This window comes from Cupriavidus necator, from assembly GCF_016127575.1.
Classification (GTDB): domain Bacteria; phylum Pseudomonadota; class Gammaproteobacteria; order Burkholderiales; family Burkholderiaceae; genus Cupriavidus; species Cupriavidus necator_D.
Genome location: NZ_CP066019.1, coordinates 433,585 through 449,234 on the forward strand (window position 1 = coordinate 433,585; position 15,650 = coordinate 449,234).

The 15,650-nt window shown below is 61.9% G+C and carries 15 protein-coding genes; 8 read left to right on the forward strand and 7 right to left on the reverse strand.

Going from position 1 to position 15,650, the window contains the following annotated elements:
- Positions 1 to 38: 38 nt before the first annotated feature.
- Complete coding sequence (locus I6H87_RS20980; RefSeq protein ID WP_011616602.1) at positions 39 to 1,136, forward strand: Leu/Phe/Val dehydrogenase; 1,098 nt, start codon at positions 39 to 41, stop codon at positions 1,134 to 1,136.
- A gap of 148 nt (positions 1,137 to 1,284) precedes the next feature.
- On the opposite strand, the gene I6H87_RS20985 is transcribed toward I6H87_RS20980, so the two are convergent.
- Together I6H87_RS20985 and gstA are read right to left on the reverse strand one after the other, a co-directional pair.
- Complete coding sequence (locus tag I6H87_RS20985; RefSeq protein ID WP_041687973.1) at positions 1,285 to 2,445, reverse strand: IS30 family transposase; 1,161 nt, start codon at positions 2,443 to 2,445, stop codon at positions 1,285 to 1,287.
- 114 nt (positions 2,446 to 2,559) lie between these two features.
- Positions 2,560 to 3,192 (reverse strand): glutathione transferase GstA, encoded by a 633-nt coding sequence (gstA, locus tag I6H87_RS20990; protein ID WP_011616604.1) that lies wholly within the window; start codon positions 3,190 to 3,192, stop codon positions 2,560 to 2,562.
- A gap of 137 nt (positions 3,193 to 3,329) precedes the next feature.
- On the opposite strand from gstA, the gene I6H87_RS20995 reads away from it, so the two are divergent.
- The gene (locus I6H87_RS20995) at positions 3,330 to 3,713 is read left to right on the forward strand and encodes a winged helix-turn-helix transcriptional regulator (protein ID WP_011616605.1); all 384 of its coding nucleotides are present in this window, start codon (positions 3,330 to 3,332) and stop codon (positions 3,711 to 3,713) included.
- 152 nt (positions 3,714 to 3,865) lie between these two features.
- Here I6H87_RS20995 and I6H87_RS21000 read toward each other — a convergent pair whose 3' ends face one another.
- The 3 genes from I6H87_RS21000 to I6H87_RS21010 form a co-directional block, all read right to left on the reverse strand.
- Positions 3,866 to 4,687, reverse strand: a complete 822-nt coding sequence (locus I6H87_RS21000) for an ABC transporter permease (protein ID WP_011616606.1) — start codon at positions 4,685 to 4,687, stop codon at positions 3,866 to 3,868.
- 3 nt (positions 4,688 to 4,690) lie between these two features.
- Positions 4,691 to 5,539: an ABC transporter permease gene (locus I6H87_RS21005; RefSeq protein WP_011616607.1), complete on the reverse strand. Its 849-nt coding sequence runs from the start codon at positions 5,537 to 5,539 to the stop codon at positions 4,691 to 4,693.
- 93 nt (positions 5,540 to 5,632) lie between these two features.
- Entirely contained in the window at positions 5,633 to 6,658 is a 1,026-nt protein-coding gene (locus I6H87_RS21010) for an ABC transporter substrate-binding protein (protein ID WP_011616608.1), read from the reverse strand.
- A 390-nt stretch (positions 6,659 to 7,048) separates the two neighbouring features.
- Between I6H87_RS21010 and I6H87_RS21015 the strand changes: the two genes are divergently transcribed.
- From I6H87_RS21015 to argE, 4 genes are all read left to right on the forward strand, one after another.
- Positions 7,049 to 7,462, forward strand: a complete 414-nt coding sequence (locus tag I6H87_RS21015) for a RidA family protein (protein ID WP_010812548.1) — start codon at positions 7,049 to 7,051, stop codon at positions 7,460 to 7,462.
- A 6-nt stretch (positions 7,463 to 7,468) separates the two neighbouring features.
- Complete coding sequence (locus I6H87_RS21020; protein ID WP_011616610.1) at positions 7,469 to 8,140, forward strand: DUF1028 domain-containing protein; 672 nt, start codon at positions 7,469 to 7,471, stop codon at positions 8,138 to 8,140.
- Between the two features lie 109 nt (positions 8,141 to 8,249).
- A complete protein-coding gene (locus I6H87_RS21025) occupies positions 8,250 to 9,224 on the forward strand; it encodes a LysR family transcriptional regulator (protein WP_010812546.1) in 975 nt (324 codons plus the stop codon).
- A gap of 59 nt (positions 9,225 to 9,283) precedes the next feature.
- Positions 9,284 to 10,459: an acetylornithine deacetylase gene (argE, locus tag I6H87_RS21030; protein WP_011616611.1), complete on the forward strand. Its 1,176-nt coding sequence runs from the start codon at positions 9,284 to 9,286 to the stop codon at positions 10,457 to 10,459.
- A 46-nt stretch (positions 10,460 to 10,505) separates the two neighbouring features.
- Here the strand turns inward: argE and I6H87_RS21035 are convergent, their stop codons facing one another.
- Positions 10,506 to 11,651, reverse strand: a complete 1,146-nt coding sequence (locus I6H87_RS21035) for an alpha-hydroxy acid oxidase (RefSeq protein ID WP_011616612.1) — start codon at positions 11,649 to 11,651, stop codon at positions 10,506 to 10,508.
- A 108-nt stretch (positions 11,652 to 11,759) separates the two neighbouring features.
- Positions 11,760 to 13,013: a flavin-containing monooxygenase gene (locus I6H87_RS21040; RefSeq protein ID WP_011616613.1), complete on the reverse strand. Its 1,254-nt coding sequence runs from the start codon at positions 13,011 to 13,013 to the stop codon at positions 11,760 to 11,762.
- 409 nt (positions 13,014 to 13,422) lie between these two features.
- On the opposite strand from I6H87_RS21040, the gene I6H87_RS21045 reads away from it, so the two are divergent.
- Positions 13,423 to 14,571 carry an ABC transporter ATP-binding protein gene (locus I6H87_RS21045; protein WP_011616614.1) on the forward strand — a complete coding sequence of 383 codons (1,149 nt, stop codon included), beginning with the start codon at positions 13,423 to 13,425 and terminating at the stop codon, positions 14,569 to 14,571.
- A gap of 93 nt (positions 14,572 to 14,664) precedes the next feature.
- Positions 14,665 to 15,642 carry an NAD(P)H-quinone oxidoreductase gene (locus I6H87_RS21050; protein WP_010812541.1) on the forward strand — a complete coding sequence of 326 codons (978 nt, stop codon included), beginning with the start codon at positions 14,665 to 14,667 and terminating at the stop codon, positions 15,640 to 15,642.
- Positions 15,643 to 15,650 lie beyond the last annotated feature (8 nt).

Genomic DNA, 15,650 nt, shown 5'->3' on the forward strand with positions numbered 1-15,650 from the left:
CAAGGAAGGCAGAGCTACAGCTTTGCATTCCCCACGTCATGGAGAAGAAGTTGAACGACCGTACCCACGCGGCGGCCGCTGTCCGCCTTTTCGGCACCGGCGAAGGCCTGTCCCACGAGCGCGTAACGCTCGCCACCGATCCGGAATCCGGCCTGCAGGCCATCATCGCCATCTACAACACCAGACTGGGCCCCGCATTCGGCGGCTGCCGGTACTGGGCCTATCCCGCCGAAGCCGACGCGCTGTCCGATGCGCTGCGCCTGTCACAGGGCATGGCCTACAAGAACGCCCTCGCCGGGCTGCCGTTCGGTGGCGGCAAGGCGGTGATCCTGCGTTCCCCGGCGCAGACCGACCGCAAGCAACTCTTCCGCGCCTTCGGCCGCATGATCGAGTCGCTGCAAGGCAGCTATATTACGGCCGAGGATGTCGGCACGACGGTGGACGACATGCGTGCCGTTCAGGCCGAGACCCGCTACGTCAGCGGCATGCCGCGCGACGGCGGCTTCGGCGGCAATCCCTCGCCGTGGACGGCATACGGCGTGTTCGTCGGCATCGAGGCGGCGGCGCTGTATCGCCTGGACCGCAAGTCGCTCGCCGGCTTGTCCGTGGCCGTCCAGGGACTGGGTTCGGTGGGCTGGGAGCTTTGCCGCCGTCTCCATGAAGCGGGCGCCACCCTGACCGTGGCCGATATCGACGCCGGCCGCACGACGCAGGCGCAACAGCAGTTTGGCGCCCGCGTCGTATCGCCGGAAGCCATCACGGCCGTCGACGCCGATGTATTCGCGCCTTGCGCGCTGGGTGCCGTCATCACCCCGGCCGTGGCCGAAAGCTGCCGTTTCCGGGCCATCGCCGGCGGGGCAAACAATCAACTCGCTTCGCTCGCCGAAGGTGACATCCTGCACCAGCGCGGGATCTTCTATGCGCCCGACTTCCTCATCAATGCCGGCGGCATCGTGAGTTGCGCCCGGGAATACCTCGGCGGTGTCGACGACTCGGACCTGCGCGACGAAGTGGCAGGCATCCGCGAACGGGTGCTCAGGCTGGCGCAACGCGTGGAGTCGACCGGCCAGGCGCCGGCGCGCGCGGCGGTGACATGGGCGCACGAGGTGTTGTCGCGTGGCATCGGGCCGAACTGAGCGTCGCGTCGACCAGGAAGCCGATGAACGAATTCCCGAAGCCCCACAGTTCGACCAGCGCCAGCGCTGGTTGATGTGCTGGCTGGGGAATACGCACGGGCGCGAGCGGAGACGGCGCGGCTGATTTAGGCAGCTACCAACCGCAGATTCAACCGGTCAACGCAACAGCTTGATGGAATCGTTCAGCCGGTGTATCGAAGTTTAGTGTCTTGCGCGGGCGTTCGTTGAGCCGCCTGGCGATGGCATTGAGCTTGGCTTGTGAATAGACCGAGAGATCGGTTCCTTTCGGGAGGTACTGTCTCAAGAGCCCGTTCGTGTTTTCGTTCGTGCCGCGCTGCCAGGGATTCTGAGGATCGCAGAAATAGACCTTGATATCGGTCGCGACAGTGAAGCGCTTGTGGCCAGCCATCTCTGTGCCGCGATCCCACGTCAGCGATTTGTACAATTCCTGCGGTAGCTTGCCAGCGTGCTTGATCAGGGCGTTGACTACAGCCTCAGAGTCCTTGCTGGCAATCTTCACCAGCATCACAAACCGGGTCTGGCGTTCGACGAGTGTTGCAATCTGACTGTTGGCGCTGCCGAACAGCAGATCGCCTTCCCAGTGCCCAGGTATCGCGCGATCCTCTGCCGTGGCAGGGCGTTCACTGATCGATACGGCATCTCGGATGTTCGTACGGTTGTCGGTCTTCAGTGTGTGTTGGCGCGATCTACGCATGGCTCGAGAACGCCGTAGGTGTTCCAGCAACTCCCTTTTCAGCGCGCCACGGGCCTGGATGTAGAGGCTCCGATAGATGGTTTCGTGCGACACCTGATAGTCCCTGTTGACCGCGTACACGTGCTTGAGCCAACCCGCAATCTGCTCTGGCGACCACTGCAATCGAAGCTTGCTTGCCACCACCTGGGCAAGTGTCCGATTCTTGACGAGCTTACATGCCTTTGGGCGCCGCGCGCGCTCCCATGTGAGCTCGTCGGCCTGGTTCGCCAGATAGCCCTGTCTGCCCCCATTTCGCCGGACCTCGCGGCTGATAGTAGAAGGAGCACGCCCCAGGCGGGCTGCTACGGATCGGATGGAGTGGCCGGCGACTACTGCGCGCGAAATCTCCTCTCGTTCGGCAAGCGTCAAGGCCAGCCTGGAGCGGTGTCGTTGCGCTGGCTGTATTCCGCCAGTCTTGGCGAGAATCCCTTGTATGGAGGAGTGGTAGCGATCGAACAGTCGGGCAATCTGCGCAAGCGTGTCACCTTTGCGCCACCGCTCCCACATCAGTGCCTTTTGAGTCTCGGTGTAGTAGATCCGCCGTCTTTGTTTCATTTGCAGCACCCCTCAGGCTCGCAAAGCCTTTAGTGTGTTGCATCGACCGGTGGAATCTGCAACGCATAGCCGCCATTGGCCTCGTGAACGCGGCTTCTTAGGTGAACCGAAGCCTTACCTGAGGCCTTCGGTATCCAGGGACTTGCGCACAGCCGGCCGCTCCCGCATACGGAGATACCAGGTCCTGAGATTCTCCAGGCCGTCGAAGTGGATGTCGGTCTTGTAGACCGACTCAAGCCACTCGGCTTGGCCCCATTGGGTTAGGGAATAAAGGTAGGCGTCGGCGACAGTGTAGGTGTCACCCATCAGATAGTCGCGGCCGGCGAGTTTCTCGTTAAGCCAGGCGTAACGCTTTTCCAACTTCGGCTTCGCAGTCTCGACGCCGTACTTGCCCGCCAGCCTCGCATAGAGCAGCGGAATGAAGCCCTTATGGATCTCGGAAGTCAGGAAGCTCAACCACTCCTGCAGACGATAGCGGTCGATGGTCCCGTTCGCCGGGGCCAAGTTCGACTCGGGTTTCATATCTGCCAGATACTGAACAATGGCCGGCCCCTCGCACAGCCGCGTGCCGTCGTCGAGTTCAAGGAGTGGGACGTAGCCAAAAGGACTGAGTTCGAAAAAATCGCGACCGTCTTCAGTTTCGTGAGTTTTGTAGTCCACCTTCGCGAGGGTTACGTCCAGCCCCAATTCATTGAACACGATGTGGGGCGACAGCGAGCAAGCACCCGGAATGTAGTACAGCTTCATTTCATATCCCTAAAGGTCATCGCAAAGCGGCGTGCCTTGCTGATGGATCGAATGATGCTGAAGATGGTATAGAAAGGGAAGAAGGCACTAAAATGTGGTGTAGGTACATTTTTTATACCTATGACTGAGAGGCTTCCATGAAGACGGCTGTGTCGGGATGTTCGGTAGAGGAAGCAATGCGCCTGCTGGGCGGCCGGTGGCGGCTGCTGATCGCCTCGTACTTACTCGAAGGGCCGAAGCGTTTCAACGAACTGCGAAGAGAGATGCCAGACATTTCGCAGCGCATGCTCACCCTGGACCTGAAAGCACTTCAGGAAGTCGGCCTGGTGAAGAGAACAGCGTTTCCGACTGTTCCTGTTACGGTGCAGTACGAACTGACAGAGGATGGCGCGCGCCTTGCGCCTGTTGTGGAGGTGATGCGGGAGTTTGGGCTTTGGGTGAAGAGCCGGCCAAGGCCACCGCAGGCGCCAGAACCATATCCATTAGCCCACGAAAATCCGGCCGGCGGCGTCGTGCAATAGCAGAAGCGTCGTCATGGACGTGGCCATCAAGACAGGTTCTCATAAAGGGGGGCTTTGCCGACTACGCCGCCCCTGTGTGGCAGTGAGTGCCGCGGCGCCGCCACGCGCTGAGGCAGCCCGCCATTGGCGCGGCTTTCAGCAGCGCATGCCGGTCAATGCCCTTCCTCGATATTGAGGATTTTCCCCAGGCCCAGGAAATAGTTTGCAAAGGCAAGCACGCTAGCCGTCACGGCTATATAGACAACTGACAGCGCGGCCAGCGTCGGATCGGCAAACTCCCGGACATAGTTGTACATGGAAACGGGCAGCGTCTGCGTGTCTTGCGTGGTGACGAAAAGCGATGCGGTGAATTCACTGAACGACATGATTGCCGCAAACAACCAGCCGCCAAACAGCCCCGGCGCGAGCAGCGGAATCGTAATCGTGAAAAGCACCTTCAGCGGCGACGCACCGAGGCTTGCTGCCGCCTGTTCCAGCCTTGCGTCCAGGTTTTCCATGGAAACATAGACGCTCTTCAGCACGAACGGCAGCACCAGCATCACGTGACACAGGATGACGACGCCATATGAGCGGTGTATGGAGGCCTGTGATACCAAGATGAGCAGGCCCAGCCCCAGCGTGAAGTGCGGCACCACGAGCGGGGAATGCAGGATGGCCAGCAGCGTCTGCTTGCCGGGGAATTCCAGCCGTTTGACGGCAATCGACAGGCAGGTCCCGATCACCAGCGCAATCAACGAGGACCATCCGGTGATGACCAGGCTGGCGCGGAATCCATCTCGAAAATCCGGATAACTGAAGACGCGTGCAAACCATGTCAGCGAATAGGATTCAGGCGGGAAAGTGATGATCGCCTTTTCGTTGAAGGCGGCGATCGTCACCACCACGACCGGCAGCAGCACGAATGCAAGCAGGATGGCGACGAGCAGCGGGCCCGCGACACGCAGCGGCAAAGGCAAAGCGCTTTTGATTCTCATTTCTTAGTGTCCTCCAACGACTTTCAGTCGCTTGGTGAACAGCCCCAGGGAAAAGAGCGCTGCGGCCGTCAGCAGCAAGCCCATCACACTCAGGCTGGCCGCCAGCGGGAAGTTCATGGAAGCGAAGCCAAGCTGGTACACCAGTGTCGAAACCGTCGGCACGCGGCCTCCGCCTATCATCTGAGGCGTCGCAAAGGCGCTGAAGGTCCAGGCGAACGCAGTTGTGATGCCAGCCAGAATACCCGGCATCGAAAGCGGCAGCGTGACCGTGAGGAAGGTCCTGACCGGGCCGGCACCCAGGCTCTGGGCGGCTTTTTCGTAGTCGCGGTCGATATGCGAAATTGCCGTGGCAAGCATCAGGACCACGACGGGAATCGTCACGTGCACCAGCGCGACCAGCACGCCCAGGTGTGTGAACATGAGTTCCAGTGGCCAGTCGATCAGGCCGAGCTTTCGCAGCGCGCCATTGATGAAGCCATTGCTGCCCAGGACGGCGATCCAGGAGTAGGTCCGCACGATTTCCCCCAGAAACAGGGGCGTGATGGACACCACGAGGATGAAGGACTTGAGCGCCCGACTCCTGACGCGCACCAGGGCATAGGCCAGCGGGTACGCAACCAGCAGCGAAAACACGGTCGTCTCCACGCTCAGCCACAAGGTGTTGGAGAACGCGTCGAGATAAATCGACTTGGTCAGGTCGCTGAAGTTGGCGAACGTGAATCCGCCGACATCCAGGGAGCCGGGCACATACGCCCGGAAGCTGAACTGCAGGACCGCAATCAACGATACTGCGATGCACAGCGCGACAAGTACTGCCGGGGAGACCAACCAGGCTCGTGAATCGGGGCGCATTCTTAAACCTTATTCCAGATGCTCAATCGGCGAGGGAGGATCGGCGCGGTGCATTGCCGCGGCGACCCTCCCTCCACACTCTTGCTAGCGGGCTCAGTTCATGACGTTTTCAGTGAACCACTTGCGCCATTCCGCAGTCTTCTCGGCGCGCAGCTTGTGGTCCACGAGGATGGCCTTGTCCCACTGCTCCTTCGTCGTGAACACGCCGGGCAGCTTGGCGTCTTCAGGCGAAACCCTGGCGTCGTCGACGACGGGGCTGGCCTTCTTCAAGGCCACGATCTTCGACTGGACTTCCGGGGACAAGGCGATGTTCATGAACTTGTAAGCCAGATCGGCCTTGGTGGAGCCCTTCGTGATGGCCATGGTATCGATGCCGAGCACAGCGCCTTCCTTGGGCGTGACCAACTTGACGGGAACACCCTGGCTGATCATGTGATAGGCGTTGATCGACAGGATGACCTGCACGGGCGTTTCGCCGGTGGCGATCAGCTGCTGCGCATTGGCGTCATTGGTATAGAACGCCTTGAAGTTGGGCTTGAGCGCCTTGAGCTTGTCCTGCCCCTTTTCCCAGCTTTGCGCATCGCCACCCGACAGCATGGCGGAAACCGCGACCACATGGCTCGGATCGAAGTCAGGCACGCCAATCTTGCCTTTCAGGGCCGGGCTCCACAGGTCGTTCCAGCTCTCGAACTTGACGCTGGGCGGCACCAGGTCGGCGCGATAACCGATGGTATAGACATAGGCCCAGCTGCCGATGTGATACGGGCTGATCCTGGCGCGATCGACAAGATGCTTGTAATTCGGAATCTTGCTCGTATCCAGCTTTTCAAAGAGATTGCCGTTGGCGTAGAGCCAGCCGACGTGGGAAGTCGTGAAGGTAACGTCGCTCTCGGGCTTGGAGGCAAGCTTCGCCTTGTTCAGGCGGTCGATGGTGCCGCCGGTGATGTACTTGACCGGCACGCCGGTTTGCCGCGTGAATTCCTTGCCGATGCTTTCATCGATGAGGTCGCGGAAACTGCCGCCCCAGGTGCTCACCACCAAGGCTTCCTGGGCCCATGCCGCCGTACTGCCAAGCGTGGCGGAGAGCGCGCAAAGTGCCAAAAGCTTGCGAATCGTCATTTACTAACCCCCAATCGAAAAGATAAACATCTGATAGAACTGGAAATACGCTTGAACGTGCCACCGCGAAATGCAATCACAAGCAGCGACGCGTTGCTGACGCAACGACGTTGACGCAATGACTTCGAATTACGGAGCCTATGATGTGAAAGTCGTACCAGGCGGCCAAGTCGGCTTTTTCGTAGGGGTGCCTCACATTTCCCGATGGGGTTGTGGATGGTTCCGCCGTCTGGAGCAGGTTAGCGGTCGTGTGAGGTTCGGTGGTATTCGGAAATTCCTAAACGGCCGGCAGGAAAATACAAATGGCGCCGACAGCGGCTGCACATGACCATGCAGTCGGGTGCATCGCCCCCAATCTCCCGCCACCTGCCGAATCGATCCGAATCGACCATGAAGCATACCCGCATCCGCACCTTCAACACCAAAGTCACCTACCCGGAACAGAATCTGGACAACGACCTTTGCCAGGCCGTTGTCGCGCGAGGCCGTACCGTTTTTCTGCGAGGGCAGATCGGCCAGAACCTCGACACCTCGGAGAGCGTGTGCATCGGGGACGTCGCCGGACAGGCGGAGCAGGCCATGGCCAATATCGCGATGCTGCTCAAGGAAGCCGGCGGCGAGCTCGAGGACATCTGCAAGATCACGATCTACATCATCGACCCTCGCTACCGCGAGGCGGTGTATCGCGTCGTGGGCCGCTGGCTGAAGGGTGTCTTCCCGGTCTCGACCGGCATCGTCGTATCGGCCCTGGCCCGCCCCGAGTGGCTGGTAGAGATCGACGCCACCGCTGTCATCCCCGACTGAGCTGCCATGACCTTTTCCATCATTGCACGGTGCCCGGCCACCGGCCAGTTCGGCGCCGCCGTGGCGTCCTCGTCACCGGCGGTTGCCTCGCGCTGCATCCGCGGCCGCAAAGGGGTCGGCGCAGCCGCGAGCCAGAACATTACCGACCCGGATCTGGGGCTCCTCGCCCTGGACCTGATGGCCAGCGGCCTGACGCCGGAACGCGCCCTCGCGGAACTGCAGAAGCGCCCCCATATCGAGTATCGCCAGCTCATGGCCATCGACGCGCACAACCCGCCAGTGGTTTTCACGGGTGCCAAGGCGCTCGGCACCCTGGCAAGCGTGGTCGGCACCCATGCCGCATGCGCGGGCAACATGCTGGCGACGCGTGAAGTGCCCCAGGCCATGCTGTCGGCCTTCGAGCAGACCGAAGGCGCGCTCGCGGAACGGCTGATGCAGGCCATGCTCGCCGGCCAGGCCGCCGGCGGCGAGGAAGGTCCGGTGCACTCGGCAGGCCTGCTGGTGTACGATGCGCAGAACTGGCCTGTCGTGGATCTGCGCCTGGACTGGGTAGAAAACGACCCGGTCGAGGCCCTCCATGCCGCCTGGCAGGTTTACGCGCCGCAACTGAAGGACTATGTCAAGCGAGCGCTCGATCCCCGCGCGGCGCCCAGCTTTGGCGTTCCCGGAAACCTGTGACCAGTCCGACGCATCGAATGAAGCGTGACAGCGCCGGTCAGGCAGCCGGCACTCGAAAGGGCAAACCTTCTCCAGTACACTGGATCGTTCCCCTTTTCCTGATCTCGACATGCTCAATCGCATTTCCCTGCGCCAGATGGAGTATTTCGTCGCAACGGCGAAGCATGGCAGCATTGCCGCTGCGTCGACGCAAATCCATATCTCCTCTCCCTCGATCTCCGCAGCGATCGCCCATATCGAGGCCGAACTGGGCGTGCAGCTGTTCGTGCGCCATTCTTCCAAGGGCATTGGCCTGACCACCATCGGCAAGCTGGTCCTGCATCACTGCGAAGATATGCTCGGACGGTCGTCCCGACTCTATGAAATCGCCTCCGATTCGAGCGACGTCATCCAGGGCACCTTGCGGGTGGGAAGCTTCCAGTCGCTCACGGCAATGATTGCGCCCGAGGTCATCTTCGGCTTTTCGCGCGCGTTCAAGAAAATCGAGCTGCAGATGGTCGAAGGCGATCAGGAAGTCTTGATGAACAAGCTCCATGCGCTTGAGATCGACGTGGCGATCACCTACGACCTGCACCTTGAGGACGACATCCAGTTCGAGAGCCTGGCGACGATGCCGCCCTATGTCCTGGTGAGCGAGGTCCATCCGCTGGCGCAGCAGAAAGTCGTCTCCTTCGAAGAGCTGGCGCCCGAACCCTACGTCCTGCTCGATATGCCGATGAGCCGGGACTATTTCACCTCCCTGTTTGAAAAGGCCGGCGTGACGCCGAACATCGCGGCGCGTTCGCAGTCCACGGAAGTGGTCCGGTCCATGGTCGCCAACGGCATTGGCTACGCACTCTTCAATGTGCGCCCCAAATCCGATCAATCGCTCGATGGAAAGCGCATGGTGCGGGTCCGCCTTGCCGGTACCCATCGGCCCATGCTGCTCGGCCTGGCGACTTACAAGCCGATGAAACAGTCAAGATTGACGAGAATCTTCATGGAACGCTGCCGCGCTTATATCTCCGACCAATACATCCCCGGAATGAGCGCTCCAAGTTTCTTCGATCCCCATATAGCAGCGCCGCTGAAATCGGCGTCCTGAAGCGCCAGCCGCATCGGTCATGCCGTGTTTCGGCAATGCCCCCTCAAGAAGGGCCAGAGATGGAAAATCAAGCCTCCTCCGCAAGCGCCTCTCTCCTGGAAACGCTCGTTTCTTTCGCATCGGTTTCCCTGACGCCAAACATCGCGCTCATCCACAAGGTCCAGGACATCCTGGCGGAAGCCGGCATCGAATCGATGCTCGCGCCCGACCCGCAAGACCCCAGCCGCTCCAATCTGTTTGCGACGGTCGGTCCGGTGGGCGTTCCGGGCGTCCTGCTCTCCGGCCATACCGATGTGGTGCCGGTGGAAGGCCAGCCCTGGACTTCACCCCCGTTTGAGGCAACGCACCGGGATGGCCGCATCTACGGACGCGGCACAGCCGACATGAAAGGCTTCGTGGCCTGCGCCGTCACCGCCATGGTGGCGGCCGCCCGGCAGCCGCTCCGGCGCCCCTTGCAGCTGGCGCTGTCCTTCGATGAGGAAATCGGCTGCGTAGGTGTGCGCCACCTGCTGCGCCGCCTGGAGAACAGCCTCCCCGCACCCTACCTGTGCATTGTCGGCGAGCCGACCCTGATGCGGATCGGCACCGGTCACAAGGGCAAGGCTGCCTACCGGGCGGTCTGCTGCGGCCAGGCCGGCCACTCAGGCCTGGCGCCCAGGTTCTTCAACGCCATCCACATGGCCAGCGACCTCGTCGCATCCCTGCGAGACGTGCAGCGTGAACTGGCGCAAAGCGGCCCGCGCGAGGAGGGCTACGGCGTGCCCTACAGCACGGTCCACGCCGGCGTCATCCACGGCGGCCGCGCCTTGAACATCGTGCCCAGCGAATGCGAAGTCAGCTTCGAGATTCGCAACGTCTCGGAAGATAAACCCGAGCAGATCCTGAAGCGCGTCCTGGAACGCCTGGCCGAGCGCGTCAAAAAAGAGGCGCTGGATCCTGCGGCGCCGTTGCCAGACATCCAGATGACGAACAGCTATCCCAGCCTGAACACCCGCGAGGATTCGCCTGCTGTCGGCCTGCTCGCCTCGCTGCTCCCCGCGGGCACCCCATGCGCCAGGGTGGACTATGGCAGCGAGGGTGGATTGTTCCAGCAGAGCTGGAATCAAACGCCAGTGCTGATCTGCGGGCCCGGGAGCATTGAAGTCGCACATAAGGCCGACGAGTATGTGGAGCTGGCGCAGATCGAAGCCTGCGACCGCATGCTGGCCGGCCTCGTCGAATTTCTCTGTCGATAAGCCTGGCGTCCTGGCCAGCTTCGGCCCGGACGCCTCATAGACGCTATCAAAATGAAGTCAGCAGGATGCTGCGGTCGACCGACTGGATATCCGTCTTGCCGCAAAACGCCATGGAGAGATCGAGCTCGTTCTGAATGATGTTCAAGGCCGTGGTCACGCCTTGCTCGCCGAGGGCGCCCAGGCCATACATCATGGCGCGGCCGATATACGTGCCACGCGCCCCGAGCGCGATCGCCTTGAGCACATCCTGGCCCGAGCGGATGCCGCCATCCATATGGACTTCCACCCGATCCCCGACCACTTCCACGATGCGCGGCAAGGTGGAGATCGATGACGCTGCGCCGTCCAGCTGGCGCCCGCCATGGTTCGACACGATGATGGCATCGGCGCCGCTTGCCACCGCCAGCCGCGCATCCTCTGGGTCCTGGATGCCCTTGACGATCAGCTTCCCATCCCACCGCTTCTTGATCCATTCAACATCCTGCCAGGACAGGCGCGGATCGAACTGCTCCTGAGTCCACTCCACCAGCGACCCGATCTTGTCGACGCCCCTGGCATGCCCGACGATATTGCCGAACTGACGGTGTCTGGTACCCAGCATGCCGATGCACCAGCGCGGCTTGCTCGCCATGTTCACAAGGTTGCGCAGGGTCGGCTTGGGCGGCGTGGACAGACCGTTCTTCTTGTCCTTGTGCCGCTGGCCGAAGACCTGCAGGTCCATCGTGACCACGAGCGCCGAACAATTGGCATTCCTGGCACGGTCGATCAGGCTTTCGACAAAGGTCCGGTCGCGCAGCACGTACAGCTGGAACCAGAACGGATGGCGCCCGGTCGCTTCCGCCACCGCCTCGATCGGGCAGATGCTCATGGTGGACAAGGTGAACGGGATGCCGTGCCGCTTCGCCGCGCGCGCGGCCAGGATTTCTCCATCGGCGTGCTGCATGCCGGTCAGCCCGGTGGGCGCGATCGCCACCGGCATGCTGACCGGCTGGCCCACCATGGTGCTGGCGGTGCTGCGCTCGGTAATGTCCACCGCCACGCGCTGGCGGAATTCGATACGCTGAAAATCCGCCTCGTTGGCACGGTAGGTATATTCGGTCCACGAACCGCCGTCGACATAGTCATAGAACATGCGCGGCACGCGCTTTTTCGCCAGGCTGCGCAGGTCTTCAATGCACGTCATCTCGGCCATGGGAACTCCCTTGAAAAAAACAAAAAGCTGCCGGATCGCCCGATCCGGCAGCTCGTGCGTGCAACCTCGTTACCAATGACAGGTCACCGTGCAGCCTCAGGAACAGGCTCAAGACCGCTCATACGTCATATATCCGTTCTGGAGCACGATATGGTCAGCGATGTATTTCGCATCGTGCCAGACACCATAGATGAAGGACGACGCCCGGTTGACCAGATTCGGCAGGCCCAGGAAATAGATGCCGCTTTCCGCGGAGATGCCGCGCTTGTGGAACGGATCGCCCTTCTCGTCGAAGGCATTCTTCACGTTCAGCCAGTTGAAATCAAACTTGAAACCGGTCGCCCAGAGGATCGTGGTGATGCCGGCTTCAGCCAGGTCGAGGCTGAGGATCGGGTGCTTAAGGCACTCCGGGTCCGGCAGCAGCTCCCAGGCGTCAGGTTCCGGCGGAAACGGCAGGCCATTCTCTTCGATATAGGCATCCGCTTCGCGCAGCACGTCGAAGTAGGCGCGGTCGCCTTCGGCGATGTTCTCGGGCAGGCCTGGCTCGAATGTCATGACGCCATCCTTGTAGGATTGGGTCAGGCCGACCAGGTTGATGCCCGCGTGCGCCAGGCGCCGGAAATCGACGGTCTTGCCGCCTTCATAGCCGCTCACGGCGAAAGCGACGTGCGCCTTCTTGGGCCGGATCCTCACTTCATCCCACAGGCCGAGGGCGCCCAGCCACCAGCAGTAGTCACGGCCACGGTACGCGCGCGGCGGGCGGTAATGCTCGCCGACCGAGAGATAAACCGTCTTGCCGGCCTGGCGCAGCTCTTCGGCGATCTGTGAGCCGGAAGCGCCCGCGCCCACCACGAGCACCCCGCCTTCCGCCAACTGGCCCGGATTCTTGTAGGCCGAGGAATGCAGCTGCCGGATTTTTTCGCTCTCAGGCACGATCTTCGGATAGGCTGGCTTCTGGAACGGGCCGGTTGCGGCAACCACGTTGTCTGCCTCGATGATGCCGTCGGAAGTCGTCACCCTGAATCCGGGACGCCCTTGATGCCGTTCCACCTGCCTGACTTCCACGCCGGTACGGACCGGCGCCTTCAGCATGGCGGCATAGCTCTCGAAATACTGCGCCATGCGCTCTTTCGACGGAAAGGCCTCCGGCGAGATGCCCTCGAATTTCATCCCGGGAAAACGGTCATGCCAGGCCGGTCCATTCGCGACCAGAGAATCCCAACGTTCCGAGCGCCAGCGTTCTGCGATTCGGCTGCGTTCCAGCACGACATGCTGCACACCCATGTGCGCGAGATGCTCGCTCATCGCGATGCCCGCCTGGCCAGCACCGACCACCACGGTGTTGATTTTTTCCACTGACATTTGAATTTCCTAAGAATGATCGCCCCGGTCAGTCGCCCCGGCACGGAAGCTTCGACGGCAAGGCGTACTGGCCCTGGAGACATCGCTCATCGACGTTGGCCAGTTTGATGAAGCCCACCTCGTTTGAAAATCACGTTTTTCAAACTCAGCACTTAGGAAAAAGTAAAGCGCGGGCCGAAGGGTTCCGCACTGCCCCCCGCACCCGTGCACCACAAGGCGTTCCCGGCCATCGCATCCGCGCCGCCTGCGCCTGAAAACGGACATTTCGTTTTTTCCGAGGGACCGCATCAGTTTCGGCAAAGTCCCGATACTGGCTGTTTGACTTATCCTGCTTGCCAGTACCAGCTCGGCCTCGATGTCATTGGGCCCAAGCCTGGAGCACGGCATACTCCTCAATCTCTGTACACCTATGAACGTAGCCAACTCCGAGCCTGCCGCACAGCAACCCCACGCACAGCCCGATACCGCAGTCAGCCTGGAAAAGGTGGTCAAGAAGTATCACGACCACACCGTGCTGCACGAGCTCTCGCTGAAGATACGACGCGGGGAATTCCTCACCCTGCTGGGCCCGTCCGGCTGCGGCAAGACGACGCTCCTCAACCTCATCGCCGGCTTTGCGGAAGCCGACACCGGCGAGATTTTCATCGATGGCCAGCCGGTGACCTGCGAGCCGCCGCACAAGCGGCAGATCGGCATCGTCTTCCAGAACTACGCGCTCTTTCCCCACATGACCGTCGAGCGCAATATCGGCTATGGCCTGCGCATGCGGGGCGTGGGCAAGGACGAAATCGCACAGCGCGTGAAGCAGGTGATGGACCTGGTGAAGCTGGACGGCCTCGGGCACCGCAAGCCGCGCGAACTTTCGGGAGGGCAGCAGCAGCGCGTGGCGCTGGCGCGGGCGCTGGTGATCCAGCCCAAGGTACTGCTGCTGGACGAGCCCTTCTCGGCCCTGGACAAGAACCTGCGCGGCTCCATGCAGGTAGAGATCCGGGAAATCCAGCGCCGCTTGCGCCTGACCACGGTATTCGTCACCCACGACCAGGGCGAGGCGCTGGCCATGTCCGACCGGATCGCAGTGATGTCGAACGGCACCATTCGGCAGATCGCATCGCCGGCCGATCTGTATCAGAACCCGCAAGACCCGTTCGTGGCGTCCTTCCTGGGCGACGTGAACATCCTGCCGGCTCATTATCACGGCCAGACGGCAACGGATGTGCAACTGCGCCTGGGCTCGGGGCTCATCAGCTTCCCGCATGCCCGCCTGGCCGACGCATCGCACGATGGGGAAAGGCTGGACGTGTACGTGCGCCCGGAGCACATCAAGCTTGAGCATCTGCATGCCGAATCGGTGTTGAGTGGCACGGTGATCAATCACGTCTACCAGGGCGATCACATCAATACGTTCATAGACGTGGACATTCCGATGACGGCCCGTCAGGTCGTCACGGTGCGCAGTGCGGGCCTGGGCGCCATGCAGCAATGGCCCATCGGCTCGGTCGCGGGACTTGCGCTGCCCGATGAGGGCGTCAGCATTTTCAGTCCGCAGAAGCGGACGTAAGAACAGATGCAAGAGCGCAACGCGAAGGCGTAACACAACGCGTCAGACAACGCAGCCTGAGAGAACACACCCATGACCAGTCTTCCTCGCTCCATGCAAGCCATCATCGCCCGTGAACCCGGCGACGCCGGTGTGCTAACGCTGGCCGAGCGCCCCATGCCCGAGCCCGGTGCTGGCGAAGTCCTGCTGCGCGTGCTTGCCGCCGGCGTCAACCGGCCCGACATCATGCAGCGTCAAGGTATCGCGAAGCCCGCGCCCGGAATCACCGACGTGCTCGGCCTGGAAGTCTGCGGCGAAGTGGTGGCCTGCGGCCCCGGTGTGGACAGTCAGCTGATGGGCCAGCGGCTGATGAGCCTGGTACCCGGCGGCGGCTATGCGCCGTGGTGTACGGCGCCGGTCGATCAGTCCTTCATCGTGCCCGGCACGCTTTCCGATGCCGAGGCAGCCGCCTTGCCCGAGGGGCTGTTCACCGTGTGGCACAACCTGTTCGAGCTGGGCCGCCTGACCATGGGTGAAACCGTCCTGATCCACGGCGCAGCCGGCGGTATCGGCACGCTCGCGATCCGGATGGCGCATGCCGCCGGCGCAACCGTCATCGCCACGGACAACGACGAAAGCCGTTTTCCGGAACTGCGCGCCATGGGCGCCGACGCGACGATCTGCTGGCCCACCACCGATTTCACCAAGGCCTGCCTGGAGTACACCGATGGGCGCGGGGTCGACGTGGTCATCGACATCGTCGGCGGCGACTATGTCCGCCGCAATCTTGCCGCCATGGCCTTCGGCGGCCGCCATGTCAGCCTGTCCTTCATGCAAGGCTCGGCGGTCAATGTCGAACTGCTGACGCTGATGCAGCGCCAGGTGAGCCTGCACTCGTCCACCATGCGCCCCCAGAGCCATTACGAAAAGACCCGGATGGCCCAGAGCCTTGCCCGCCATGTCATCCCGCTGCTGAAAAACGGACGGGTCAAGCCGCGCATCCACGCCACCTTCCCGCTCGCGGAGGCGGTCGCGTCCCACCGGATGCTGGAAAGCGGCAAGGTCTTCGGCAAGCTGGTCCTGATCCCCTAGAGCCTGTC

What these genes read in the sequence shown, in the direction of transcription:
- I6H87_RS20980 (WP_011616602.1), top strand. Translation starts at nt 39, where the DNA reads ATGGAGAAGAAGTTGAACGACCGTACCCACGCGGCGGCCGCTGTCCGC.
- I6H87_RS20985 (WP_041687973.1), bottom strand. Translation starts at nt 2,445, where the DNA reads ATGAAACAAAGACGGCGGATCTACTACACCGAGACTCAAAAGGCACTG.
- gstA (WP_011616604.1), bottom strand. Translation starts at nt 3,192, where the DNA reads ATGAAGCTGTACTACATTCCGGGTGCTTGCTCGCTGTCGCCCCACATC.
- I6H87_RS20995 (WP_011616605.1), top strand. Translation starts at nt 3,330, where the DNA reads ATGAAGACGGCTGTGTCGGGATGTTCGGTAGAGGAAGCAATGCGCCTG.
- I6H87_RS21000 (WP_011616606.1), bottom strand. Translation starts at nt 4,687, where the DNA reads ATGAGAATCAAAAGCGCTTTGCCTTTGCCGCTGCGTGTCGCGGGCCCG.
- I6H87_RS21005 (WP_011616607.1), bottom strand. Translation starts at nt 5,539, where the DNA reads ATGCGCCCCGATTCACGAGCCTGGTTGGTCTCCCCGGCAGTACTTGTC.
- I6H87_RS21010 (WP_011616608.1), bottom strand. Translation starts at nt 6,658, where the DNA reads ATGACGATTCGCAAGCTTTTGGCACTTTGCGCGCTCTCCGCCACGCTT.
- I6H87_RS21015 (WP_010812548.1), top strand. Translation starts at nt 7,049, where the DNA reads ATGAAGCATACCCGCATCCGCACCTTCAACACCAAAGTCACCTACCCG.
- I6H87_RS21020 (WP_011616610.1), top strand. Translation starts at nt 7,469, where the DNA reads ATGACCTTTTCCATCATTGCACGGTGCCCGGCCACCGGCCAGTTCGGC.
- I6H87_RS21025 (WP_010812546.1), top strand. Translation starts at nt 8,250, where the DNA reads ATGCTCAATCGCATTTCCCTGCGCCAGATGGAGTATTTCGTCGCAACG.
- argE (WP_011616611.1), top strand. Translation starts at nt 9,284, where the DNA reads ATGGAAAATCAAGCCTCCTCCGCAAGCGCCTCTCTCCTGGAAACGCTC.
- I6H87_RS21035 (WP_011616612.1), bottom strand. Translation starts at nt 11,651, where the DNA reads ATGGCCGAGATGACGTGCATTGAAGACCTGCGCAGCCTGGCGAAAAAG.
- I6H87_RS21040 (WP_011616613.1), bottom strand. Translation starts at nt 13,013, where the DNA reads ATGTCAGTGGAAAAAATCAACACCGTGGTGGTCGGTGCTGGCCAGGCG.
- I6H87_RS21045 (WP_011616614.1), top strand. Translation starts at nt 13,423, where the DNA reads ATGAACGTAGCCAACTCCGAGCCTGCCGCACAGCAACCCCACGCACAG.
- I6H87_RS21050 (WP_010812541.1), top strand. Translation starts at nt 14,665, where the DNA reads ATGCAAGCCATCATCGCCCGTGAACCCGGCGACGCCGGTGTGCTAACG.